Source organism: Mycobacterium sp. MAC_080597_8934 (assembly GCF_000523975.1).
Classification (GTDB): domain Bacteria; phylum Actinomycetota; class Actinomycetes; order Mycobacteriales; family Mycobacteriaceae; genus Mycobacterium; species Mycobacterium avium.
The window spans coordinates 40,493-65,607 of record NZ_JAOS01000014.1 but is presented as its reverse complement, the minus strand read 5'-3'; the positions used below and the strand labels follow the sequence as shown (position 1 = coordinate 65,607).

Here is a 25,115-nt window from a genome sequence, read left to right as displayed (position 1 = left end):
GCGAAGATGGATCTGGTCTTCTTCCTCAAGGAATCCTGGACCGACGCCGGTGAGCCGCTGGGATTTCCGGACAGGTGGAATTTCGCACCGACGTCTTCGAGGCCGACACCATTCAGACGCTGGTCGGGCGGTTGGAGCGGGTGTTGGTGGCGATGACGGCTGATCCGGGGCGGCGGTTGTCGTCGGTGGATGTGCTGGGTGTGGGTGAGCGGGTGCGGCTGGATGAGCTTGGTAACAAGGCGGTTTTGGCCGGCCCGCAGGGTGGTTCGGTGTCGATTCCGGAATTGTTTGCCGCCCATGTGGCCGGGACGCCGGATGCGGTGGCGGTGAGCTTCGGCGGCCGTTCGGTGAGCTATCGGCAGCTGGATGAGGCGTCGAATCGGTTGGCGCATCTGCTGGTCGCTCGCGGGGTGGGTCCGGGTGAGCGTGTGGCGCTGCTGTTTTCGCGGTCGGTCGAGGCGGTCGTGGCGATCCTGGCGGTGCTCAAGACGGGGGCGGCGTATCTGCCGATCGACCCGGGCGTGCCGGACGAGCGGGTCGGGTTTGTGTTGGCCGATGCCGCGCCGATCGCCGCGATCACCGGCACCGGGCTGGCGGAGCGGCTGGACGGGCATGACGTGGCGGTCATCGGTGTGGACGATCCCGACGTCGTTCCGGCTGTCGACGCCCAGCCGAGCACGGGTCTGCCGGCACCGGCCCCTGACGATGTCGCCTACCTGATTTACACGTCGGGCACCACGGGTGTGCCCAAAGGCGTTGCGATCACACATCGCAACGTGACCCAGCTGTTGGGGTCGTTGGATGCGGGGTTGCCGGCCCCGGGCGTGTGGGCGTTGTGTCATTCGTTGGCGTTCGACGTGTCGGTGTGGGAGATTTTCGGCGCGCTGTTGCGCGGTGGGCGGCTGGTCGTGGTGTCCGAGCCGGTGACCGGTTCACCGCAGGACTTCCACGATGCGCTGGTCGCAGCACAGGTCGATGTGCTCACTCAAACCCCCTCGGCCGTGGCGGCATTGCCGGCTGACGGGCTGGAGTCGGTGGCCTTGGTGGTGGTCGGTGAGGCGTGTCCGGTCGAGGTGGTGGATCGGTGGGCGCCGGGTCGGGTGATGGTCAACGCCTACGGCCCGACCGAGACCACCATGTGCGTGGCCATCAGCGCACCACTAAAGCCCGGATCGGCGGGCTCGGGTGTGGTGCCCATCGGCTCACCCGTCCCCGGGGCGGCGTTGTTCGTCCTCGATCGGTGGCTACAGCCGGTGCCGGCGGGGGTGGTCGGCGAGCTGTACGTGGCCGGTCGTGGCGTGGCATGTGGATACCTGGGCCGGCCGTCACTGACCGGGTCACGTTTCGTGGCCTGCCCGTTCGGAGCGCCCGCGACACGCATGTATCGCACCGGGGATCTGGTGCGTTGGCGTGCCGACGGGCAGCTGGATTATCTGGGGCGGGCAGATGAGCAGGTCAAGATCCGCGGCTATCGCATCGAGCTGGGTGAAATCCGTTCGGCGCTAGTGGATTTGGACGGTGTGGAGCAGGCGGCGGTGATCGCCCGCGAGGACCGCCCCGGCGACAAACGACTGGTCGCCTACGTCACCGAATCAGCCACCGGAACCGCCGACCCCGCCGAGATCCGCGCCCGGCTGGCGAAGCGGTTGCCCGAATACATGGTGCCGGCCGCGGTGGTCGTGCTGGAAACGCTGCCACTGACCGCGAACGGCAAACTCGACGCCCGCGCCCTGCCCGCCCCCGAATTCCAGAACGCCGACTACCGTGCACCCGCGAGTCCGGTCGAGGAAATTCTGGCCGGCGTATTCGCCGACGTGCTGGGGCTGGACCGCGTCGGCGTGGACGACTCGTTCTTCGACCTGGGCGGCGACTCGTTGTTGGCGATGCGGGTGATCGCCGCGATCGAAACCACGCTGAATGCCGACCTTTCGGTGCGCACCGTGTTCGAGGCGCCCACCGTTACCCAGTTGGCGCAGCGCGTCAGCGGCGATCGGGGCCGGCGGCAACCGTTGGTGGCCGTGGAGCGGCCGGCGGTGGTGCCGTTGTCGTTCGCCCAGCAGCGGTTGTGGTTCATCGACCAACTGCTCGGGCCCTCGCCGATCTACAACATGGCGGCCGCGTTGCGGCTGACCGGACGGCTGGACGCCGACGCGTTGGGGACGGCCCTGGCCGATGTGGTGGCCCGCCAGGAAACCCTGCGCACCCTGTTCCCGGCCGTCGACGGGATACCCGAACAGGTGGTGATCCCGGCCGAGCGGGCCGACTTCGGCTGGCAGGTCGTCGACGCCACCGGCTGGCCGACGGACCGGCTACAGCAGACCATCGAGGCCACGGTCCGCCACTCGTTCGATCTGGCCACCGAGATCCCGCTGCGGGCAAGGCTTTTCCGGATCACCGACGATGAGCATGTGCTGGTGGCCGTGCTGCACCACATCGCCGCCGATGGTTTGTCGATGGCCCCGCTGGTGGCCGATCTGGGCATGGCCTATGCCAGCCGGTGTGCCGGGCACGCACCGCAGTGGGCGCCGTTGCCGGTGCAGTACGCCGACTACACCCTGTGGCAGCGCGCGCAGCTGGGCGACGTCACCGATAGCGACAGCCCGATCGCTGCGCAGCTGGCGTATTGGGAGCAGCAGTTGGCCGGGTTGCCCGAGCGGCTGGCGTTGCCCACCGACCGACCCTATCCGCCGGTGGCCGATTACCGCGGCGCCAGCGTGCTCGTCGACTGGCCGGCCGAGCTGCAGCAGCGGGTACGCACGGTGGCCCGCGAGCACAACGCCACCAGCTTCATGGTGATCCAGGCCGCCCTGGCCGTCCTGCTGGCCAAACTCAGCGCCGGCAATGACGTCGCGATCGGATTCGCCATCGCCGGGCGCGACGATCCCGCCCTCGATCAGCTGGTCGGGTTCTTCGTCAACACCCTGGTGCTGCGGGTCGACCTGGCCGGCGATCCCAGCTTCACCGAATCGCTGGCTCAGGTGCGCGCGCGCAGCCTGGCCGCCTACGACCACCAAGACGTGCCCTTCGAGGTACTGGTGGAACGGCTCAACCCCACCCGCAGCCTGGCCCATCACCCGCTGGTACAGGTCGTGCTGGCCTGGCAGAACTTCGCCCGAGAAGACGGCGTCCCCGCCGGGCTGGCGTTGGGCGATCTGCAGGTCACACCGCTGGCAGCGGACACCCAGGTTGCCCGCATGGACCTGACATTCACGTTGGGCGAACGCTGGACTTCCGCCGGTGAGCCCGCCGGGATCGGCGGTTCGGTGGAGTTTCGCACCGACGTGTTCGACCCGGAAAGCATCCAGACGCTGATCCAGCGGTTGGAGCGGGTGCTGGCGGCGATGACCGCTGATCCCGGTCAGCGGTTGTCGTCGGTGGACCTGATGGATACCGATGAGCACATCTACCTCGACGAGATCGGAAACCGGGAGGCGTTGACGCAACCGGCGGCTCGGGTGTCCATCCCGGCGATGTTCGCCGATCAGGTCATCCGCGCCCCGCAGGCCGTGGCGACCCGCTGCGCCGGTCACTCGATGACCTACCGGCAGCTCGACGAGGCGTCGAACCGGTTGGCGCACTTGTTGATCGAGGCGGGCGCCGGCCCGGGCGAATCCGTGGCGCTGCTGTTCAACCGTCGCGCGGAGGCCGTCGTCGCTGTGCTGGCGGTGCTCAAAACCGGGGCGGCCTATCTGCCGATCGACCCGGCCCACCCGACCGCGCGCATCGAGTTCATGTTTGCCGATGCCGCACCGATCGCCGCGATCACCACCACCGAGCTCGCCGAGCGACTGGACGGATGCGGCCTGCCGATCATCGACATCGCGGATCCCCGTATTGACAGCTATCCGCACACGGCGCTGCCGGTGCCGGATCCGGACGATATCGCCTACCTGATCTACACCTCCGGCACCACCGGTGTCCCCAAAGGCGTTGCCATCACCCACAACAACGTGACCGAGCTGCTCGGTTCTCTTGCCCCGGATTTGGCGCGGCCCGGGCAGGTGTGGTCGCAGTGGCACTCCTACAGCTTCGACATCTCGGGCTGGGAGATCTACGGCGCGCTGCTGCACGGTGGGCGGCTGGTGGTGGTGCCCGAGGAGGTGGCGGCATCCGCGGACGACTTGCACGCCTTGCTGATTGACGAAAAGGTCACCGTCCTCTGCCAAACCCCCTCGGCAGCGGGGACGCTGTCGCCGCAGGGGTTGGAGTCGGTGACCCTGCTGGTGGGCGGCGAGGCCTGCCCGTCCGAACTGGTCGAGCGGTGGGGGCCCGGACGCGTGATGATCAATGAATACGGCCCCACCGAGACGACGATGTGGGTGGCCTTGAGTGCGCCGTTGACGACGGGGTCGACCGGGTCGGACGCCGTGCCGATCGGCTCACCCGTGCCCGGGGCGGCCTTCTTCGTGCTGGATCAGTGGTTGCGTCCGGTGCCGGCCGGCGTGGTCGGCGAGTTGTATGTGGCCGGTACCGGCGTCGGGGTCGGATACGTGCGCCGGGCGGGGCTGACCGCATCTCGGTTTGTGGCCTGTCCCTTCGGCGAGTCGGGGACGCGGATGTATCGCACCGGGGATTTGGTGCGGTGGGGCGCCGATGGGCAGCTGCGGTATCTGGGTCGGGCCGATGAGCAGGTCAAGATCCGCGGCTACCGCATCGAACTGGGCGAAATCCGTTCGGCGCTGGCCGGTTTGGACGGTATCGAGCAAGCGGCGGTGATCGCCCGCGAGGACCGCCCCGGCGACAAACGCCTGGTGGGCTATGTCACCGAATCAGTCACCGGAGCCGCTGACCCGGCCGATATTCGGGCCCGGCTGGGTCAGCGGCTGCCGGCCTACATGGTGCCGGCGGCGGTGGTGGTGCTCGACGCGTTGCCGTTGACGGTCAACGGCAAACTGGACACCCGCGCCCTTCCCGCGCCCGAGTACATCGAGCGCGAAAAATACTGCGCCCCAGCTACTCCCACCGAGGAGGCCGTGGCCGGGATCTACGCCCAGGTGCTCGGGCTCGAGCGGGTCGGGGTCGACGACTCCTTCTTCGACCTGGGCGGGGATTCGCTCTCGGCGATGCGGGTCATCGCCGCCATCAACAAAACCTTGGACGCCGGCCTCGCGGTCCGCACGTTGTTCCACGCACCGTCCGTCAGAGGGTTGTGCCGGCAGCTGGGCCAGGGCGCCAACGAGGTGGAAAACCAGGTGGAAATCGTCCCCGTCGAGTTCCTCAAGGAGGGCACCGGCGCTCCGCTGTTCTGCATTCATCCCGCGAGCGGGCTGAGCTGGCCGTATCACGCTCTCGGTAATTACCTGGGCTGCCCCATCATTGGGATTCAGCAATCCCTGCAGCGAGGCGAGGCCGAACCGGCGTCAATCCGCGATATGGCGAAAAACTATGCCGACCGGATCCAGGGCGTCGATCCCACCGGGCCCTACAACCTCCTCGGCTGGTCCTTCGGCGGCGTCGTCGCCCATGAGATCGCCATCGAGTTGCAGCGACGCGGCTGTCCGGTCCGGCATCTGATCCTGCTCGACGCCCTACTGGTCATCCCCAGCAGCGACGCCCTGAACAGCGATGTCTTAGTCGAGCAGGCACTGAACGAAGTCCTGCGGTTCTGTGGCATACAGGTTCCCGAGGGCGATGAGCCGCTTACCTACGAGCGGGCCGAAAAACTGCTTCGCGAACGCGGGATCGAAGAGCTACCGCGCTACAAGCCGTTGCTCGATTCGATTGTCCGCAACGACAATACGAACCTCGCGTTGGCCAGAGCGCACGAACCGGGCGTCTTCGATGGTGATGTGAAGTTGTTCGCTGCCGCGCGGGAGGAGGGCGACCAGAACTCGTCGTCGCTGCGAAGCTGGCGACCGTATGTCACCGGCGAAATCAGCAGCTACCCGGTCGACTGTACGCATCAGCAAATGATGAGTACCGAGTCGCTGATCCAGTACGGCCAGCAACTCAAGGTTGTCCTCGAGGGTGGCGGTTGACGATGTCCGTAGCGCCGACCACGCGGCTGTGGTCTCGCCAGTTCGTCGCCGTGATCGTCGCGATCGGCGGCATGCAGCTGATGGTGGCGATGGACGGTCCCGTCGCGGTCTTCGCGCTGCCGAAGATCCAGAACGAAATGGGCCTGTCGGATGCGGCGCGGAGCTGGGTGATCACCGCCTACATGCTGACCTTCGGTGGCCTGATGCTGTTGGGTGGCAGGCTGGGCGACACCATCGGCCGCAAGCGCGCTTTCCTCGTCGGGGTCGCGCTGTTCACTTTCGCCTCGGGCTTGTGCGGCATCGCCTGGGCCGGCGGCACGTTGATAGCGGCACGGCTGCTGCACGGTGCGGCCGCCGCGATCATCGCGCCGACCAACTTGGCGCTGATAGCGACCACCTTTCCGCGGGGGTCGGCGCGCAATGCCGCGACGGCGGTGTTCGGCGCGATGACCGGTCTCGGCGGAGTGCTGGGCCTGGTGGTAGGCGGGGCCCTCACCGACGTGTCGTGGCGGCTGGCGTTTTTGGTGAACGTACCGATCGGGCTGGCGGTGATCTACCTCGTTCTCATCACTCGACAGGAAACCCAGACGGAGCGGATCAAGCTCGACGTCACCGGGGCGGTGCTGGCCACCGTGACCGGAACGGTCGCCGTGTTCGGCATTTCGATGGGCCCGGAGGCGGGATGGCGCTCGCCCATCACGATCGGGTCGGGCGTGGTGGCGCTGGCCGCTTTCGTCGCGTTCGTCGTGGTGGAGCGCACCGCCGAAAACCCCATCGTGCCGTTCAACCTGTTCTTCGACCGCAACCGGTTGGCCGCGTTCGCGGCCATGTTCCTTGCCGGCGGGGTGTTTTTCACGCTCACCGTGCTGGTCGGACTGTATGTGCAGACCATGATGGGCTACAGTCCGCTGCGCGCGGGCGTCGCCTTCATCCCGTTCGGCCTCGCGATGGCCATCGGGGTGGGCGTGGCGTCGAAGCTGGTGACGTGGTTCCCGCCACGGGTGGTGGTGATCGCCAGTGGCGGCCTGATTCTGGGCGCGACGCTGTACGGCTCGACCTTCAATCGCGGCATGCCCTACTTCCCGAATCTCGTTGTGCCGCTCATCGTTTGCGCTATCGGCATCGGAGCGGTCTTCGTCACGCTCACGCTGTCGGTGATCGCCAGCGTCGACGTCGACCGGATCGGGCCGACCTCCGCGATCGCGGTGATGCTGCAGACCCTGGGCGGCCCGCTGGTGCTGGTCGTCGTGCAGGTGGCGATCACGTCGCACGCGCTGCGCCTGGGCGGCACGCTGGGTCCGGTGAAGTCCATGAACGCCGCCCAGCTGCATGCGCTCGATCGCGGTTACACCTACGGCCTGCTGTGGCTGGCCGGGGTCGTCGCGCTGCTCGGTGGGGTGGCCCTGCTGATCGGGTACACCGCCGCGCAGGTGGCCCGCGCCCAGGAAGTCAAGAAGGCCGTCGACGCGGGGGAGTTGTAGCCTCCCGGGACCGGCCGAAGCAATCGTTATCGGCGAAAAATACGTTCGCAGAACGTGTTCCGATCCGGCCCGCCGGTCTTCGGATGCGTAAGTTTCTGCCGCGGACACCGCCACCACTCGGTCGGTTTGCGCCGACCACTCTATGTGCGGCCCCTGACTACGCTACCGACTTGATAAACCTGACAACGGGATTGAAACGCACGACGCTCGGGGTCATGCACTTCGCCGAGACCGTTTTCGGGCGCCCGGTCCGCAACAGCTAGTGCACCGCACCGTTCGGCTCTTGCCACAGCGAACTCTGGAGGACTGGTGACTACCTACCCGATCGACGACGTTATTCAGCGCTCGCCTTCCACCGATTCGTCCCCCCCGATCCGCGCCACACCCGTCGTTCCGGTCGCCGTGATCGGCATGGCCTGCCGGCTACCCGGAGCCGTCGACTCCCCGGAGCGGTTGTGGGAGGCATTGTTGCGCGGCGACGACTTCGTCACCGAAATCCCGCCCGACCGCTGGGACGCCGACGAATACTACGACCCCGAGCCGGGTGTGCCGGGCCGGTCGGTATCGCGCTGGGGCGCATTCATCGACGACGTCGCCGGCTTCGACCCCGAGTTCTTCGGGATCAACGAGCGGGAAGCGACCGCGATGGACCCGCAACACCGCTTGCTGCTGGAGACCTCATGGGAGGCAATGGAACACGCCGGTCTCACCGAGGAGCGCGTCGCCGACTCCCGCACCGGGGTGTTCATCGGGTTGACGCACGGCGACTACCAATTGCTGGCCGCCGACACCCGCTCCGTGGAAGGCGCCTATGGCTTCTCCGGGAGCAACTTCAGCCTGGCTTCCGGGCGCATCGCCTACGCTCTGGGCGTCCACGGTCCCGCACTGACGGTGGACACCGCGTGTTCGTCCGGCCTGACCGCCATCCACCTGGCCTGCCGAAGCCTGCACGAGGGCGAAAGCGATCTCGCCCTGGCCGGCGGCGCCACCCTGGCGTTGGACCCGCGCAAGTTCTCCGCCGGGTCGGCCGAGGGCATGCTGTCGCCCACCGGACGCTGCCACGCCTTCGACGTCGCGGCCGACGGGTTCGTGGGCGGCGAGGGCAGCGTCATGCTGCTCCTCAAGCGGTTGAACGACGCGCTCCGAGACGGTGATCGGATCCTGGCGGTGGTGCGCGGCACGGCCGCCAATCAGGACGGTCACACCGTGAACATCGCCACCCCGTCCAAGACCGCGCAGACCGCGGTGTACCGGGCGGCGTTGGCCGCCGCGGGCGTGGACGCCGGCACGGTCGGCATGGTCGAGGCGCACGGCCCCGGCACCCCGGTGGGCGACCCGATCGAATACGCCAGCCTGGCTGAGGTCTATGGCATCGACGGCCCCTGCGCGCTGGCGTCGGTGAAGACCAACTTCGGCCATGCGCAGGCGGCCTCCGGAGCACTCGGGATGATGAAGGCGATCCTCGCGCTGCAGCACGGCGTGGTACCCCGGAACCTGCACTTCACCCAGCTGCCCGACGACCTGGCCCGCATCGCTACCAAACTCTTTGTGCCGCAGCAGACCACACCGTGGGTCAGCAACGGCGGCCACCCGCGACGGGCCGCCGTCTCGTCCTACGGGCTGTCGGGAACCAATGTCCATGCCATCCTGGAACAAGCACCCGAGCCTGCTCCCGAAACCGTTGCACCCGAACATATCTCGGCAGAATCGCCCCTGCTGTTCCCGCTGTCGTCCACCTCCGCCGACGAACTGCGCCGCACCGCCGGCCGGCTGGCCGACTGGGTGCACGCACACGACGATCTGGCGCTGCCCGACCTGGCCTACACCCTGGCGCGCCGGCGCGTGCACCGCCCCGTGCGCACCGCCGTCCTCGCGGGCGACCGGGCCCAACTCATCGAGGCCCTGCGCGAGGTCGCCGACGGCGACACCCCCTACCCGGCCGCGGTCGGACGGGGCGACCGAGGGCCGGTATGGGTGTTCTCCGGTCAGGGTTCGCAGTGGGCGGCGATGGGCGCCGACCTGCTGGCCACCGAACCGGTGTTCGCCGCCACCGTCGCGCAGGCCGAACCGTTGATCGCCCGGGAGTCCGGATTCTCGGTCACCGAGGCGATGTCGGCGCCGCAGACCGTCACCGGTCAGGACCGGGTCCAGCCGACGCTGTTCACCATGCAGGTCGCGCTGGCCGCCACCATGAAAGCCCACGGGGTGCGTCCGGGCGCGGTGATCGGGCACTCCCTCGGCGAGGCCGCCGCCGTCGTCGTCGCCGGCGCCTTGTCGCTGGAGGACGGGGCGCGGGTGATCTGCCGGCGCTCTCGGCTGATGTCCCGGGTCGCGGGTACCGGTGCCACGGCATCCGTGGAACTGCCTGCACAGCAAGTGCTTTCGGAGCTGACGGCACGCGGTATCAGCGATGTTGTGGTGGCGGTGGTGGCCTCACCGCAGTCCACCGTGATCGCCGGCGCCGCCCCAACGGTTCGCGACCTGGTCACGGCCTGGCAGGAGCGCGACGTGATGGCCCGCGAGGTGCCCACCGACGTCGCCTTCCACTCGCCCCAGGTCGATCCGATCATGGACGACCTGACCGACGCGCTCGCCGAGATCAGCCCGCGGCCACCCGAGGTGCCGTACTACTCGGCGACCCTGTTCGACCCGCGCGAGCAGCCGGTGTGTGACGCCCGCTATTGGGCGAACAACATGCGCCGCATGGTGCGGTTCGCCACGGCCGTCCAGGCCGCGTTGGAGGACGGCTATCGGGTCTTCGCCGAACTGGCGCCCCACCCGTTGCTCGTCCGCGCGCTCGAGCAGACCGCCCGCAGCCGCGAAATACCGATGGCCGCCCTGGCCGGCATGCGGCGCGGACAAGCGCTGCCGCACGGGCTGCGCGGCTTTGTGGCGGACCTGCACAATGCCGGCGCCGCGGTCGATTTCTCCGTGCTCTACCCGACCGGGCGGCTGGTGGACGCGCCGCTGCCGACCTGGACGCACCGCCGGCTGTGGTTGACCGACGGCGGGCTGGAGTCCCCGACACATGGCGGCTGCACCGTCGCGGTCCATCCGCTGCTCGGCCCGCACGTCCACCTGCAGGAGGAACCCGAGCGCCACCTGTGGCAGGCCGACGTCGGCACCGCCGCCCAGCCGTGGCTCGCCGACCACCAGATCCGCAACGTGGTGGTGCTGCCGGGGGCCGCCTACTGCGAGATGGCTTTGGCGGCCGCGCGATCCGTGCTGGGCGCGGCGGCCGAGGTCCGCGACATCCGGTTCGAGCAGGCGCTGCTGCTGGACGAGCAGACCACGATCGACGCCTCGGCGTCGGTGTCCTCGCCGGGAGTCCTGCACTTCACCGTGCAGTCGCATCAGGGCGGCGAACAGGCGCGGCACGCGTCGGCGGTGCTGGGTGCCGCGGTCGACGAGCAGCCGGCCGCCCACGACCTGTCCGCGCTACTGACCGCGCACCCGCATGACGATGACGGCGCCGAGGTGCGCCGGCGGATGGACCGACGCGGCGTCCAGTACGGTCCCGCGTTCGCCGGCCTGGGCGCCGTCCATACCGGCGACGAGACCGGCACCGTCCTGGCCGAGGTGGCGTTGCCGCGCCAAATCCGCTCGCAGCAAGCCGCTTACGGCGTGCACCCGGCGCTGCTGGACGCCTGTTTCCAGTCCGTCGAAGCTCATCCGGCTGTTCGGGCGCTCGGCGACGGCGCGCTGGGATTGGTGCTGGGCATCCGTCGCCTGCGCGCCTACAGCGCGGCACGCAACGCCCACTACTGCTACACGCGGGTGACCAAGGCCGACACGTCCGGCGTCGAGGCCGACATCGACGTGCTCGACGAACACGGGGCGGTCCTGCTGGCCGTGCAGGGTCTGCGAGTGGGCACCAGCGCATCCGAGAGCGGCACCAGAGACCGTGTGCTGACCGAACGGCTGTTGAACATCGAATGGCGGCAACGGGAATTGCCCGAGCCGGAGCACGCCGACGCCGCAAGCTGGCTGCTGATCGGCACTACCGCCACGGCCGACGTACTGGCCAGCACATTGGCCGACACGCTGAAAAACCATGGGGCGCAATGCACCACGATGGCCTGGCCGCAGCAGGCCGACCACACCGCGCACGCCGAACAGCTGCGAAACCAATGGCGTGGCGACGGATTCACCGGCGTGGTGGTGCTCACCGGGCCGAAAAACGGTGATAACGACCAGGAGTCGGCACTGCTCAGCCGAGACCATGTGCAACATCTGGTGCGCATCGCCCGCGAGCTGACGGACCTGCCCGGCGAACCGCCGCGGCTGTATGTCGTGACCCGCAACGCCCAAACCGTGCTGCCCGACGACGTGCCCAACCTGGGCCAGGCGGGGCTGCGGGGCCTGGTCCGGGTCATCGGCATGGAACACCCGCAATTGGGCGCCGGCCAGATCGACGTGGACGAATCCACCGACGCCGAAGCGCTGGCGCGGCAACTGCTCGCCGGCTGTGAGGAGGACGAGACGGCGTGGCGAGACGGCGCCTGGTACACCGCCCGGTTGTGCCCCGCTCCGCTGCTGCCCGAGGAGCGGCACACGGCCGTCGCCAACCACGAGTGCGACGGGATGCGCCTGCAGATCCGCACCCCCGGCGATCTGGAGTCACTCGAACTCGTTGCCTGCGACCGCGTTCCACCGGGACCCGGACAGATCGAGGTGGCCGTCAGCGCGTCCAGCATCAACTTCGCCGACGTGCTGGTCGCATTCGGCCGGTACCCCGCTTTTGAGGGGCGGCTGCCGGAACTGGGCACCGACTTCGCGGGCGTGGTGACCGCGGTCGGGCCGGACGTGACCGACCACAAGGTGGGCGATCATGTCGGCGGCCTGAGCGCCAACGGGTGTTGGGGCACCTTCCTCACCTGCGACGCGCGCCTGGCCGTCACCGTGCCGCCCGGACTGGCCGACGACCAGGCGGCGGCGGTGACGACCGCGCACGCCACCGCCTATTACGGCCTGCACGAGCTGGCCCGAATCGGGGCCGGCGACCGGGTGCTGATCCACTCCGCGACCGGCGGGGTCGGACAGGCGGCGATCGCCATCGCCCGCGCCGCCGGAGCCGAGATCTTCGCCACCGCCGGCAGCGAGCAACGCCGACAATTACTGCGCGACATGGGTATCGAGCACGTCTACGACTCGCGAACCGTGGAGTTCGCGGACCTGATCCGCCATGACACCGACGGCTACGGCGTGGACATCGTGCTCAACTCGGTCACCGGCGCCGCCCAGCGCGCGGGCATCGAATTACTGGCTTTCGGTGGGCGATTCGTCGAGATCGGCAAACGCGACATCTACGGCGACACCCGATTGGGACTCTTGCCGTTCCGGCGCAACCTGACGTTCTACGCCCTCGACCTGGCGTTGATGTCGTTTAGCCACCCGGACAAACTGCGCGGCTTGCTCAGAACGGTGTACCGGCTCACCGCGGACGGAGCATTGCCGATGCCGGAAAGCACGCATTATCCACTTGCCGACGCCGCCAGCGCGATTCGGGTGATGAGCGCCGCCCAGCACACCGGCAAGCTCGTGCTCGACGTCCCGCACGCCGGCCGCAGCCGCGTGGTGGTGCCGCCGGCGCAGGTCCGCGCCTTCCGCAGCGACGGCGCCTACATCGTCACCGGCGGGCTGGGCGGCCTGGGGCTGTTTTTGGCCGAAAAGATGGCTTCTCCCGGTTCTCGCGTCGGCTGCGGGCGCATCGTGCTGTGCTCGCGCGCGCTGCCCAATCCCAAGGCGCTGGCGACGCTCGAACGGATCCGCCAGATGGGTGCCGACATCGTGGTCGAGCGCGGCGACATCGCCGAGGCCGGCACGGCGCAGCGGTTGCTCGACGTAGCGACCGCCACCGGGCTTCCGGTGCGCGGCGTCCTACATCTGGCGGCGGTCATCGAGGACGCCACGCTGGCCAACATCACCGACGAGCTCATCGAGCGGGACTGGGCGGCAAAGGTTTACGGCGCATGGAATCTGCACTTAGCGCTGCAAGAGTCCGGCGCCGAGCAGTCGCTGGACTGGTTCTGCTCGTTCTCCTCGGCGGCCGCGCTGGTCGGCTCGCCCGGCCAGGGCGCCTACGCCGCGGCCAACAGCTGGCTGGACGCCTTCACCCGCTGGCGCCGGGCCCGGGGCCTGAAGGCCACCGCCATCGCCTGGGGCGCCTGGGCGCAGATCGGGCGCGGTGCCGCCCTGGCCGATAGTGCCGATGTTGCGATCACTCCCGACGAGGGCGCTTACGCGTTCGAAGCGCTGCTGCGCCACGACCGGGCCTGCACCGGCTACGCCCCGATAACGGGCACACCGTGGTTGACCGCATTCGCGCAACGCAGTCCCTTCGCCGAGGCGTTCCGCGCCAACGGGCAAAGCGCAACGGGCACAAGCAAGCTGCGTGCCGAGCTCGAGGAGCTGCCGCCGGAAGAGTGGTCCACCCGGCTGCGGCGGCTGATCTCGGATCAGGTCAGTCTGATCCTGCGCCGCAACGTCGACCCCGACCGCCCGCTGCCCGAATACGGCCTGGACTCGTTGGGCGGCCTCGAACTGCTCACCCGCATCCAGACCGAAACGGGCATCCGGGTGTCGCCCGCCGACATCGCCGCCATCGGCACCATACGCGGTTTGGCGGACCTGCTGCGGGACAAGCTGACGCCCGCGGGCGCGGCCCAGGCGGACAGGGTTTAGCTCATGAGGATCGACTTACGTTGCGGCACAAAGGAGGAGAAGTGAGCGCACCCGAGAACCTTGACTTCTTCACCGACAAGTCGGTTGTCGACGACCCCTACGACTACTACGACGCGATCCGTCGTTGCCCGGTGTGGCGTGAGCCGGCGCACGGCGTGGTGATGGTCTCGGGGTACGACGAGGCCCTCGCGGTGCAGCGCGACACCGACCACGCCCTGTCGGTATGCAACATTGTCAGCGGGCCTTGGTCGGGAATTCCGGTCAACACCGGCAGCGACGACATCTCGGAACTGATCGAGCGGTACCGCAAGAAGGTCACGTTCGGCGATTACTTCATCACGTTCGATCCGCCGATGCATACCGCGCACCGCTCGCTGTTGAGCAGATTGTTCACCCCGAAGCAGCTCAAGAACAACGAGGACTTCCTGTGGCGGCTTGCGGACGAACAACTCAACCGCTTCATCGCGAATGGCAAGTGCGAGATGGTCATCGACTACAACTTTCCGTTCACGCTCGACGCGATCACGGACCTGTTGGACGTGCCGGAGGCCGACCGTGAGCGATTCCGCCGCGCCGCGATCGCCAGCAGGCTCGAAGGTGATCGCAGCGGCTTCGTCGGGGTGAAAGAGGAGTGGTTCGTCGACTACGTCGAGGAACGGCGGCGCAATCCGCGCGACGACGTCCTCACCGAGTTGGCGCTGGCGAAGTTTCCCGACGGCACGACACCCGAACCGATCGATGTCGCCCGCGTTGCCACGTTCATGTTCGCCGCCGGCCACGGCACGACGATCGACCTGCTGAGCCTGTCGATGCTCACGCTCGCGGAGCGACCGGACTTGCAAGACCTGCTCCGCGAGGACAACTCAAAGATCCCCGCCTTCATCGAGGAGATGCTGCGCATCGAAAGCCCGATCAAATCGAATTTCCGTCTCGCGCGGCGCACCACCAGGATCGGCGACGTCGAGGTGCAGGCCGGCACCAGCATTCTGGTGATGAACGGTGCGGCCAACCGTGATCCGCGGCGGTTCGACGAACCCAACGAATTCCGCCTCGACCGCCCGAACATACTGCATCACATGGCATTCGGCCGCGGAATTCACACGTGCCCGGGCGCTCCGATTGCCCGCGCCGAGGTGCGGGTCAGCCTGGAGCGGATCCTCAGCCGGATGGCCGACATCCGCCTTTGCGAGGCCAAGCACGGTCCGGCAGGCGCTCGCCGGCTCAGATGGGATCCCACCCTGTTGTTCCGGCGCCTCAAGGAATTACACCTCGAGTTCACCCCGATTCGGTGAGCCGTTCCGATGCGAAGACCAGCTGGAGGTGCCCACCGAATGGCCACGCAAGCGGTGACCCGATCGGCCGTCGCGGTTTGCGGCCTGGCACTAGCGTTGACCGCGGCCGGGCCGGCGTCCGCCGATCGGGATCTGAGTCCGTTCGTCAACACAACCTGCGATTACGGGCAGGTGATGTCGGCGCTGCAGGCGGCAGATCCGCAGGCCGCCGCACAATTCAGCGCTTCACCGGAGAGCGTCTCGTTTCTGCGTCAGTTCCTCGCGTCACCGCCGGGTCAACGCCAGCAGATGGCCCAGATGTTGGCGAGCCAGCCGGGGGCCGACCAACAGTTCGGGCTTGTCCAGCGGGTCTTCAGCACCTGCAACAACTACTGAGCAGGTTCTCCGTGGCCACCCTCATCGAAGGCTTCCCCCTCATCAGCACGCTGCGCGACGCGGTGTTCCTCACCGCAACCGTCAGCGAGATCGAAGCGTTGACACCGCGAATGCGCCGCATCCGGTTCAGCGGCCCGCGACTGCAAGGACTGGGCTGGACCCCGGGTCAGCACATCCGGCTGCAGGTCGAAAGGCTGCGGGAGTCCGTGCTGCGGCTGCACCCATACCCCGTGCTGCGCACGTATTCCATCTACGCCGCCGACCCCGACCGCGGCGCGCTGGACATCGTGATGGTCGACCACGACGGCGACCCGAAGGGCGCGACGCCCGCCAGACGTTGGGCGATGGCCGCCCCCCTCGGAGATCACGTCCGTATGACCCGGCCCCAGGGCAAGTTCGTCATCCGGGACGACGCGCCCTATCACGTGTTCGCCGGCGAGGAAACCGCGTCGGTCGCGTTCGCCGCGATGCTTCGCTCTTTGCCCCCCACCGCGGAGGTCTACGGAGTGGTGGAGGCCGCGACCGAAGCCGACCACCTGCCCCTGGCCCGGCCCCTCGAACGGGTCGAGCGTGGCGGCGCCCCGGCCGCGAACTCCGCCGTGCTCGCCGACGCGCTGCGCCGCCTTCCGCTGCCGGACCATCTGGGCGTCGCCTACCTTGCCGGCGAGGCCCGCACCGTGCAAGCCCTACGCCAGATATTGATCACCGAACGCGGCTGGAAGCGAAACCAGGTACGCACCAAGCCTTTCTGGTCGCCGGGCCGCACCGGCATGGAGTAATCATGGTCGAGACGTCTATTTCGGACCTGCTGTGTGAACGGGCCAGTCTGCAGCCCAACGACACGGCGTTCACGTTCATCGATTACGAGCGGGACTGGAACGGGGTCGCCGAGACCCTGACGTGGTCGCAGCTGTACCGGCGAACGGTGAATGCCGCACGAGCGCTTCAACATTGCGGGGCGACGGGCGACCGCGTCGTGATCATGGCCCCGCAGGGCCTTGACTACATCGTGGCGTTCCTTGGCGCGTTGCACGCGGGACAGGTCGCGGTTCCGCTGGCGCTGCCGCTGGGGGGCGTCAGCGACGAGCGCGTCGACTCGGTGCTGCGTGACGCGTCGCCGACCGTCATCCTCACCACGTCCTCCGCCGCGGAAACCGTTGCGGGGTATGTCAAGTCGCAATCCGGCCGACCGGTGCCATCCGTCGTCGAGGTCGACCTGCTGGATCTGGACACCCAAGCCGCCTCCGGCGCCGGGGGCCAGAATCGCCCGGAGCTGGCCTATTTGCAATACACGTCCGGGTCGACTCGTCAACCTGCCGGGGTCATGGTCTCGCAGCGGAACCTGCTGGCCAACTTCGGGCAGATCATGTCCGACTTCTGCGCGGAGTACGGGGGGGTCGCCCCGCCGGACACCACCATCGTGTCGTGGCTGCCGTTTTATCACGACATGGGTTTGATCCTGGGCGTGTGTGCACCGGTCCTGGGTGGTATTCCCGCCGTGCTGACCAGCCCGGTGTCGTTCCTGCAGCGACCGGCCCGGTGGATGCAGTTGCTGGCCAAGGAAAGTCACACATTCTCGGCGGCACCGAACTTCGCTTTCGAGTTGGCGGCGCGTAAAACATCGGGCGAGGACATGGCCGGGCTGGACCTGGCCGACGTGCTGGTGATCCTCAGCGGGAGCGAACGGGTGCATCCCGCGACGCTGCGGCGTTTCACCGAGAAGTTCGCGCGCTTCAACCTGCCCGGCAAGGCGGTACGCCCCGCCTATGGACTGGCGGAGGCGACGGTCTATGCGTTGAGCCGCACACCGGCGCAGCCGCCCGAGATCGCGCACTTCGATTCCGAGAAGCTGGTCACCGGCACCGCGGAGCGGTGCGAAAGCCCCACCGGCACACCACTGGTCAGCTACGGGGTGCCGCGGTCACCGATGATCCGCATCGTCGATCCCGACACCGGGATCGAGTGTCCGGAGGGGACCGTCGGCGAGATCTGGATCCACGGCGACAACGTCGCGATGGGCTACTGGAAGAAGCCGCAAGAGACCGAACGCACCTTCGGCGGTCGGCTGGCCGCCGCGTCGTCGGGCGCGCCCGACGCGTCGTGGTTGCGCACCGGCGACTCGGGGTTCTTGTCCGATCGCGAGCTGTTCATCATCGGCCGCATCAAGGACCTGTTGATCGTCTACGGGCGTAACCACTCACCCGACGACATCGAAGCAACGGTTCAGGAGATCACCCGGGGCCGGTGCGCGGCGATCGCGGTTCCGCAGGGGGGCATGGAAAAGCTGGTCGTCATCATCGAAGTCAAGAATCAGGACCCGTCCCGCGAGGCGGCGGACAAGCTTGCGCTCGTCGAGCGCGAAGTCACCTCGGCGATCTCGAACTCCCACGGCATCGGGGTGGCGGATCTGGTCCTGGTGGCGCCTGGTTCGATACCGATCACCACGAGCGGCAAGGTGCGGCGCGCGTCGTGCGTCGAGCAATACCGGCAGGGTCGGTTCGCCCGGCTGAGCCGTTAGCCCGGCGGGGTTCGCCGCCGACACGGCGGGGGAGGGCGGCAATAGACTTGCGCGCCAACGGCACCCGGCCGCGGGCTGGTCTCTTGTTGGGGTGACGGGTGATTTCGTCCGTCAGTCCGCGTCGTCGGGCTTTTTCCGTCCGCCCCAGGGCTTTCCTACCGGCCGCCAGCAAAACTGGTTGCTGCCCTGACGGTGCCAGAGATAGGTGTCGAGATCACCCAAGTTGCTGCGCGCCACAAACTTCCACATCGGAAAATCTGACGGAGTCGATTTTCGGTGCATCATCCCTCCCTCAGAAAAAGCGTTGCAGCGCGTCGAGAAGCGCGTTGAGAAGCGCAATTGACCGGACCGGAGCGGATCGAATTCGACACGGTTCGATAACGACCGGCCTTGTGCGACAAGCGTCTACCAACGCCGCCGGGCGTGGCGGCACGCCGCCGTCCGTCGTCTCGCGTCGCCGCGTGGCATGCGCGATTCCGTGTCATGCTCGGAGCCTATGGTCGCGGCCGCCGCTACTGGGACGGCGCGAGCCAAATAGAGTAGTGCGAGAGGCGATTTAGGGTAGTGAGGTCGAATTAACTTGGCACGCGGCGAATAACGCCACCGCTAACCGCCGCCAAAGACGAAAAACACAGGCATACTCGACATCCGCAAAATAGCCGCAAATTCGCGCCAGCCCGCACCAGCCGGCCCGACCGCGATCCGTCCGACCGCACCGGTACGTTTGCGTCATGACATCGCTGCGGGACAAAGTCGTCTTCATCACCGGCGGCGCCCGGGGAATCGGCGCCGAGGTCGCCCGCCGGCTGAACGCGAAAGGCGCCCGGTTGGTGCTGACCGACCTCAACGACGCCGAACTGACCTCGCTTGCCGCGGAACTCGGCGAGGAGCGGGTGCTGACGGCCGTCGCGGACGTGCGCGATCTGTCGGCCATGCAGGCCGCCGCCGACCGCGCCGTCGAGCGATTCGGTGGCATCGACGTGGTGCTGGCCAACGCCGGCATCGCCAGCTACGGCTCGGTGGCCCAGGTCGACCCGGACGCGTTCAGGCGAGTCCTCGACATCAACGTGCTCGGCGTCTTTCACACCGTGCGAGCGACCTTGCCCGCGGTGATCGAGCGCCGCGGCTACGTGCTGATCGTCTCGTCGCTGGCCGCCTACGCGGCCTGCCCGGGGCTGGCCCCCTACAACGCGTCGAAGGCCGGCGTCGAGATGCTGGCCAACGCGCTGCGACTGGAAGTGGCCCGGCACGGCGTCAAGGTCGGCTCGGCGCACATGTCCTGGATCAACACCGCGTTGGTTCGCGACACCCAGAACGACCTGCCGGCCTTCGATCGACTGCTCGCCAGCCTGCCCTGGCCGCTGAACAAGACGACGACGGTCGACAAATGCGCGGCCGCGTTCGTCAAGGGCATCCAGCTCCGCCGCACCCGCATCTACTGCCCGCGCTGGGTGGCGCTGTTCCGCTGGGCCAAGCCGGTGCTGTCCAGTCGGCTCGGCGAAATGCCGCTGCACTCACCGACCGCCGAGCTGTTGCCCGCACTGGACGCCCAAGTCGCCGCGCTGGGCCGTTCGATGTCGGCCGCCAACGTGGAATTGTTGCGGCCGGATCGCGGGGCGGCGCGCAACTAGTCGACGCTCGGCGAGCTAAAGGCACGCGAAATACCTACCGCCCGAAGCCGGGCCGGCGGCGGCGCAGATACCGCTCGAACTCGGCGGCCAGCGCGTCGCCGTCGATCTTGCCCAGCGCGTCGTTCATGTCGACCTCGGCGTCGCCGCGCTGTTCCAGCGACTGCACGTATTCGGCGAGATCCTCGTCCTCGGCGGTCATCTCGGTGACCGCCTGCTCCCACTCCTCGGCGTCGGTCGGCAGATCGGCCAGCGGCACCTCGATGTCGAGCACGTCCTCGACGCGGCGCAGCAACGCCACCGTGGCCTTCGGGTTGGGCGGCTGGGACACGTAGTGCGGCACCGCCGCCCAGAACGTCACCGCCGGGATCCCGGCGGCCACGCACGCGTCCTGGAACACCCCGGCGATGCCGGTGGGGCCCTCGTAGCGGCTCTCCTCGAGCCCGAAGCGTTTGGCCGACTCGGGCGAGTAGGCCGCGCCGGATACCGGCACCGGCCGGGTGTGCGGGGTGTCGGCCAGCAGGGCGCCCAGGATCACCACGGTGTCCACGTTGAGCTTGTCGGCGATGGCCACCAGTTCGGCGCAGAAGGTGCGCCAGCGCATGTTGGGTTCCACGCCGTGCATCAACACCACGTCGCGGTCGCTGCCCGGCGGCCGGCAGTGCGAGATCCGCATCGCCGGCCACACCAGCTCGCGGGTCACCCCGTCTACCTGCCGGATCACCGGACGGTTCACCTGGTAGTCGTAGTAGGCCTCGTCGTCGATCTCCAGGATCGGGTCGGCCTCCCAGATGGCCTCGAGGTGCTCGAGGGCGTCGCTGGCCGCATCGCCGGCGTCGTTCCAGCCCTCGAACGCAGCCACGACGACGGTGTGGTGCAGTTCGGGCAGAGCGGCCTGGCCACTGGGTGCGCCATAGGGTGGGCCGTCGGGCGGGGTCACAGATTTAGCGTACGGCCTTCCCCGCGACAATGTCCGAGGCGGCGTGGCCGTGTATCGGCGGCCGATCGGCGGTTTACCCGGGCCTTTGCATAGGCGGACTATCCTTACGGCGTGACTGCCGCCGACGAACACGCCGCGACGGGCACCGCGTCAATGGCGGCCGACCCGAGCCCGGACGGTTTCACCAACCGGCGTCGACACCGTCGCGCAGAAATACGCCCGGCCGCAATCTCGTTAACCTTGGTAACTATTATGTCGCCGACAGGATCTGCGAGCTGTCGATCCCGGCGATGAGTTGGGCGTCCGAACGTCGATCGGGTGACGACGTAGACTTTTCTGGTCGAGAGGCGTTGCAACGGATCCGGGTTCCCGCCGGCATCCGCCACGCTCGGCGAAGTCAAGGACGCCTTCCGTTATGGAAGGAGTGCACGTGACCGCCCCCGTGACCACCCCGGCGTCGGACAGCTTCGCGCCAAACATCCGCCCCGACTGCACCGACGAACTGACGGCGGCGCTGCGCCAGCGGATCATGGTGATCGACGGCGCCATGGGCACCGCGATCCAGCGGGACCGCCCCGACGAGGCCGGCTACCGCGGCGAGCGGTTCAAGGACTGGCCGAGCGATCTGGTCGGCAACAACGACCTGCTCAACCTGACGCAGCCGCAGATCATCGAGGGCATTCACCGCGAGTACCTCGAGGCGGGCGCCGACATCCTCGAGACGAACACCTTCAACGCGAACGCGATCTCGCTGTCCGACTACGGCATGGAGGAGCTGAGCTACGAGCTGAACTACGCCGGCGCCGCCCTGGCCCGTAAGGCCGCCGACGAGTTCAGCACCCCGGACAAGCCCCGCTACGTCGCCGGGGCGCTGGGGCCGACGTCGCGGACCGCGTCGATCTCGCCGGACGTCAACGATCCCGGGGCCCGCAACGTCACCTACGACGAGCTGGTCGCCGCCTACCTCGAGGCGGCCAACGGCCTGGTCGACGGCGGTGTCGACCTCCTGATCGTCGAGACGATCTTCGACACGCTGAACGCCAAGGCCGCGGTGTTCGCCCTCGAGACGCTGTTCGAACAGCGCGGGCGCCGCTGGCCGGTCATCATCTCGGGCACCATCACCGATGCCTCCGGGCGAACGCTGTCCGGGCAGGTCACCGAGGCGTTCTGGAACTCGATCCGGCACGCCAAGCCGATCGCGGTCGGGCTCAACTGCGCCCTGGGCGCACCGGAGATGCGGCCCTACATCGCCGAGGTGTCGCGCATCGCGGACACCTTCGTCTCCTGCTACCCGAACGCCGGCCTGCCCAACGCCTTCGGCGAGTACGACGAGTCCCCGCAGCGTCAGGCCTCCTACATCGCCGACTTCGCCGAGGCCGGCCTGGTCAACATCGTCGGTGGTTGCTGCGGAACCGCGCCGCCGCACATCGCCGAGATCGCCAAGGTCGTCGAGGGCAAGCCGCCGCGCGAGGTGCCGCAGATTCCGGTGGCCACCCGGCTCTCGGGCCTCGAGCCGCTCAACATCACCGACGACTCGCTGTTCGTGAACATCGGCGAGCGCACCAACATCACCGGCTCGGCCCGGTTCCGCAACCTGATCAAGGCCGAGGACTACGACACCGCGCTGTCGGTCGCCCTGCAGCAGGTGGAGGTCGGTGCCCAGGTCATCGACATCAACATGGACGAGGGCATGATCGACGGCGTCGCCGCGATGGACCGGTTCACCAGGCTGATCGCCGCCGAGCCGGACATCAGCCGGGTCCCGGTGATGATCGACTCCTCCAAGTGGGAGGTCATCGAGGCCGGCCTGAAGAACGTGCAGGGCAAGCCGATCGTCAACTCGATCTCTTTGAAGGAGGGCGAGGAGAAGTTCGTCCGCGAGGCGCGGCTGTGCCGCAAGTACGGCGCCGCGGTCGTCGTGATGGCCTTCGACGAACAGGGTCAGGCCGACAACCTGGAGCGCCGCAAACAGATCTGCGCACGCGCCTACCGCGTGCTGACCGAAGAGGTCGGCTTCCCGCCCGAGGACATCATCTTCGACCCCAACTGCTTCGCGCTGGCGACCGGCATCGAGGAGCACGCAACCTACGGCATCGACTTCATCGAGGCCTGCGCCTGGATCAAGGAGAACCTGCCGGGGGTGCACCTCTCCGGCGGCATCTCGAACGTGTCGTTCTCGTTCCGGGGAAACAACCCCGTCCGCGAGGCGATCCACTCGGTGTTCCTGTTCCACGCCATCAAGGCCGGCCTGGACATGGGCATCGTCAACGCCGGCGCGCTGGTGCCCTACGACTCGATCGACCCCGAGCTGCGGGACCGCATCGAGGACGTCGTGCTGAACCGCCGCGAGGACGCGGCCGAGAGGCTGCTGGAGATCGCCGAGCGGTTCAACAAGTCCGCAGATGCTTCGGAGGATTCGGCGGCGGCCGAGTGGCGCGGCCTGCCGGTCCGCGAGCGGATCACGCACGCCCTGGTCAAGGGCATCGACGCCCACGTCGACGAGGACACCGAGGAGTTGCGGGCCGAGATTGCCGCCGCGGGTGGCCGGCCGATCGAGGTGATCGAGGGCCCGCTGATGGACGGCATGAACGTCGTCGGCGACCTGTTCGGCTCGGGCAAGATGTTTTTGCCCCAGGTGGTGAAGTCGGCCCGGGTGATGAAGAAGGCCGTCGCCTACCTGCTGCCGTTCATCGAGGCGGAGAAGGAAGAGTCCGGCGTGTCCGGTTCCAAGGACACCAACGGCACCATCGTGATGGCGACCGTCAAGGGCGACGTCCACGACATCGGCAAGAACATCGTCGGGGTTGTCTTGCAGTGCAACAACTTCGAGGTGATCGACCTCGGTGTGATGGTGCCGGCCCAGAAGATCCTCGATGCTGCGAAAGAGCACGACGCCGACATCATCGGGCTGTCCGGCCTGATCACCCCGTCCCTGGACGAGATGTCCAACTTCGCCGCCGAGATGGAACGCGAGGGCCTGCAGATCCCGCTGCTGATCGGCGGCGCGACCACCTCGCGCGCCCACACGGCCGTGAAGATCTCGCCGCGCCGTTCCGGCCCGGTGGTCTGGGTCAAGGACGCCTCCCGCTCGGTGCCGGTCGCCGCCGCGCTGCTGGACGACAAGCAGCGGCCCGCCCTGCTGGAGGCCACCGAGAAGGACTACGCGTCGCTGCGGGAACGGCACGCCCAGAAGAACGAGCGGCCGATGGTGACGCTGGAAAAGGCCCGCGCCAACCGGACGCCGATCGACTGGGACGGCTACACGCCGCCGGTGCCCGCGATCGGTGCGGGAATACGGGAATTTCAGGACTACGACCTCGCCGAGCTGCGCGAGTACATCGACTGGCAGCCGTTCTTCAACGCCTGGGAGATGAAGGGCCGCTTCCCCGACATCCTCAACAACCCGGCCACCGGCGAGGCGGCCCGCAAGCTCTACGACGACGCCCAGGAGATGCTCGACACCCTGATCAAGGAGAAGTGGCTGACGGCCAACGCGGTGATCGGGTTCTTCCCGGCGAACGCAATCGGCCCGGGTTTCGAAGACATCGAGCTGTACACCGACGACACCCGCACCGAGGTGCTGACCACGCTGCACAACCTGCGCCAGCAGGGCGAGCACCGCGACGGAATCCCGAACCGGTCGCTGGGCGACTACATCGCCCCCAAAGAAACGGGTCACCGGGACTACATCGGCGCCTTCGCGGTGACCGCGGGGCTGGGCAGCCAGGAGAAGATCGCGGAGTTCAAGGCGGCCCTGGACGACTACAGCGCGATCCTGCTGGAGTCGATCGCCGACCGGCTGGCGGAGGCGTTCGCCGAACGGATGCACCAGCGGGTCCGCAAGGAGTTCTGGGGCTACCAGCCCGACGAGCAACTGGACAACGACGCACTCATCGACGAGAAGTACCGGGGAATCCGGCCCGCGCCGGGCTACCCGGCCTGCCCGGAGCACACCGAGAAGGTGACCCTGTGGAAGTTGATGGACGTCAAGGAGCGCACCGGCATCGAGCTGACCGAGTCGATGGCCATGTGGCCCGGCGCCGCCGTCAGCGGTTGGTATTTCTCGCACCCGCAGTCGCAGTACTTCGTGGTCGGGCGGTTGGCCCAGGACCAGGTCGCCGACTACGCGAAGCGCAAGGGCTGGACGCTGGCCGAGGCCGAGCGCTGGCTGGCCCCCAACCTCGGCTACAACCCCGAGGACTGAGCGGTACGCCGCCGG

Annotated in this window: 9 protein-coding genes and 1 pseudogene; 9 read left to right on the top strand and 1 reads right to left on the bottom strand. The window is 68.0% G+C overall.

Annotated elements, in window-relative coordinates; translation table 11 throughout:
- The 8 genes and pseudogenes from NF20_RS07660 to NF20_RS07625 form a co-directional block, all read left to right on the top strand.
- A pseudogene (locus NF20_RS07660) lies at positions 1-5,978 on the top strand (amino acid adenylation domain-containing protein); the annotation flags it as partial.
- A gap of 2 nt (positions 5,979-5,980) precedes the next feature.
- On the top strand, positions 5,981-7,459 hold the full coding sequence (locus tag NF20_RS07655; RefSeq protein WP_033712777.1) for an MFS transporter: 1,479 nt from the start codon (positions 5,981-5,983) through the stop codon (positions 7,457-7,459).
- 309 nt (positions 7,460-7,768) lie between these two features.
- On the top strand, positions 7,769-14,143 hold the full coding sequence (pks2, locus tag NF20_RS07650) for a sulfolipid-1 biosynthesis phthioceranic/hydroxyphthioceranic acid synthase (protein WP_033712776.1): 6,375 nt from the start codon (positions 7,769-7,771) through the stop codon (positions 14,141-14,143).
- Between the two features lie 41 nt (positions 14,144-14,184).
- Positions 14,185-15,435: a cytochrome P450 gene (locus tag NF20_RS07645; RefSeq protein WP_019732198.1), complete on the top strand. Its 1,251-nt coding sequence runs from the start codon at positions 14,185-14,187 to the stop codon at positions 15,433-15,435.
- Positions 15,436-15,474: 39 nt separating this feature from the next.
- Complete coding sequence (locus tag NF20_RS07640; protein WP_009976598.1) at positions 15,475-15,810, top strand: hemophore-related protein; 336 nt, start codon at positions 15,475-15,477, stop codon at positions 15,808-15,810.
- 11 nt (positions 15,811-15,821) lie between these two features.
- A complete protein-coding gene (locus NF20_RS07635; RefSeq protein WP_019732197.1) occupies positions 15,822-16,589 on the top strand; it encodes a siderophore-interacting protein in 768 nt (255 codons plus the stop codon).
- A gap of 2 nt (positions 16,590-16,591) precedes the next feature.
- Complete coding sequence (locus NF20_RS07630; RefSeq protein ID WP_019732196.1) at positions 16,592-18,328, top strand: AMP-binding protein; 1,737 nt, start codon at positions 16,592-16,594, stop codon at positions 18,326-18,328.
- Positions 18,329-19,059: 731 nt separating this feature from the next.
- Positions 19,060-19,959, top strand: a complete 900-nt coding sequence (locus NF20_RS07625; RefSeq protein ID WP_019732194.1) for an SDR family oxidoreductase — start codon at positions 19,060-19,062, stop codon at positions 19,957-19,959.
- A gap of 34 nt (positions 19,960-19,993) precedes the next feature.
- Here the strand turns inward: NF20_RS07625 and NF20_RS07620 are convergent, their stop codons facing one another.
- Positions 19,994-20,896 carry a PAC2 family protein gene (locus tag NF20_RS07620; RefSeq protein WP_003872187.1) on the bottom strand — a complete coding sequence of 301 codons (903 nt, stop codon included), beginning with the start codon at positions 20,894-20,896 and terminating at the stop codon, positions 19,994-19,996.
- A 415-nt stretch (positions 20,897-21,311) separates the two neighbouring features.
- Between NF20_RS07620 and metH the strand changes: the two genes are divergently transcribed.
- A complete protein-coding gene (gene metH, locus NF20_RS07615) occupies positions 21,312-25,100 on the top strand; it encodes a methionine synthase (protein ID WP_019732245.1) in 3,789 nt (1,262 codons plus the stop codon).
- The last annotated feature ends 15 nt before the right edge of the window (positions 25,101-25,115 follow it).

Bases quoted from the DNA above. Each gene is read 5' to 3' on its own strand.
- NF20_RS07655 (WP_033712777.1), top strand. From the start codon at position 5,981: ATGTCCGTAGCGCCGACCACGCGGCTGTGGTCTCGCCAGTTCGTCGCC.
- NF20_RS07640 (WP_009976598.1), top strand. From the start codon at position 15,475: ATGGCCACGCAAGCGGTGACCCGATCGGCCGTCGCGGTTTGCGGCCTG.
- NF20_RS07630 (WP_019732196.1), top strand. From the start codon at position 16,592: ATGGTCGAGACGTCTATTTCGGACCTGCTGTGTGAACGGGCCAGTCTG.
- NF20_RS07625 (WP_019732194.1), top strand. From the start codon at position 19,060: ATGACATCGCTGCGGGACAAAGTCGTCTTCATCACCGGCGGCGCCCGG.
- metH (WP_019732245.1), top strand. From the start codon at position 21,312: ATGGAAGGAGTGCACGTGACCGCCCCCGTGACCACCCCGGCGTCGGAC.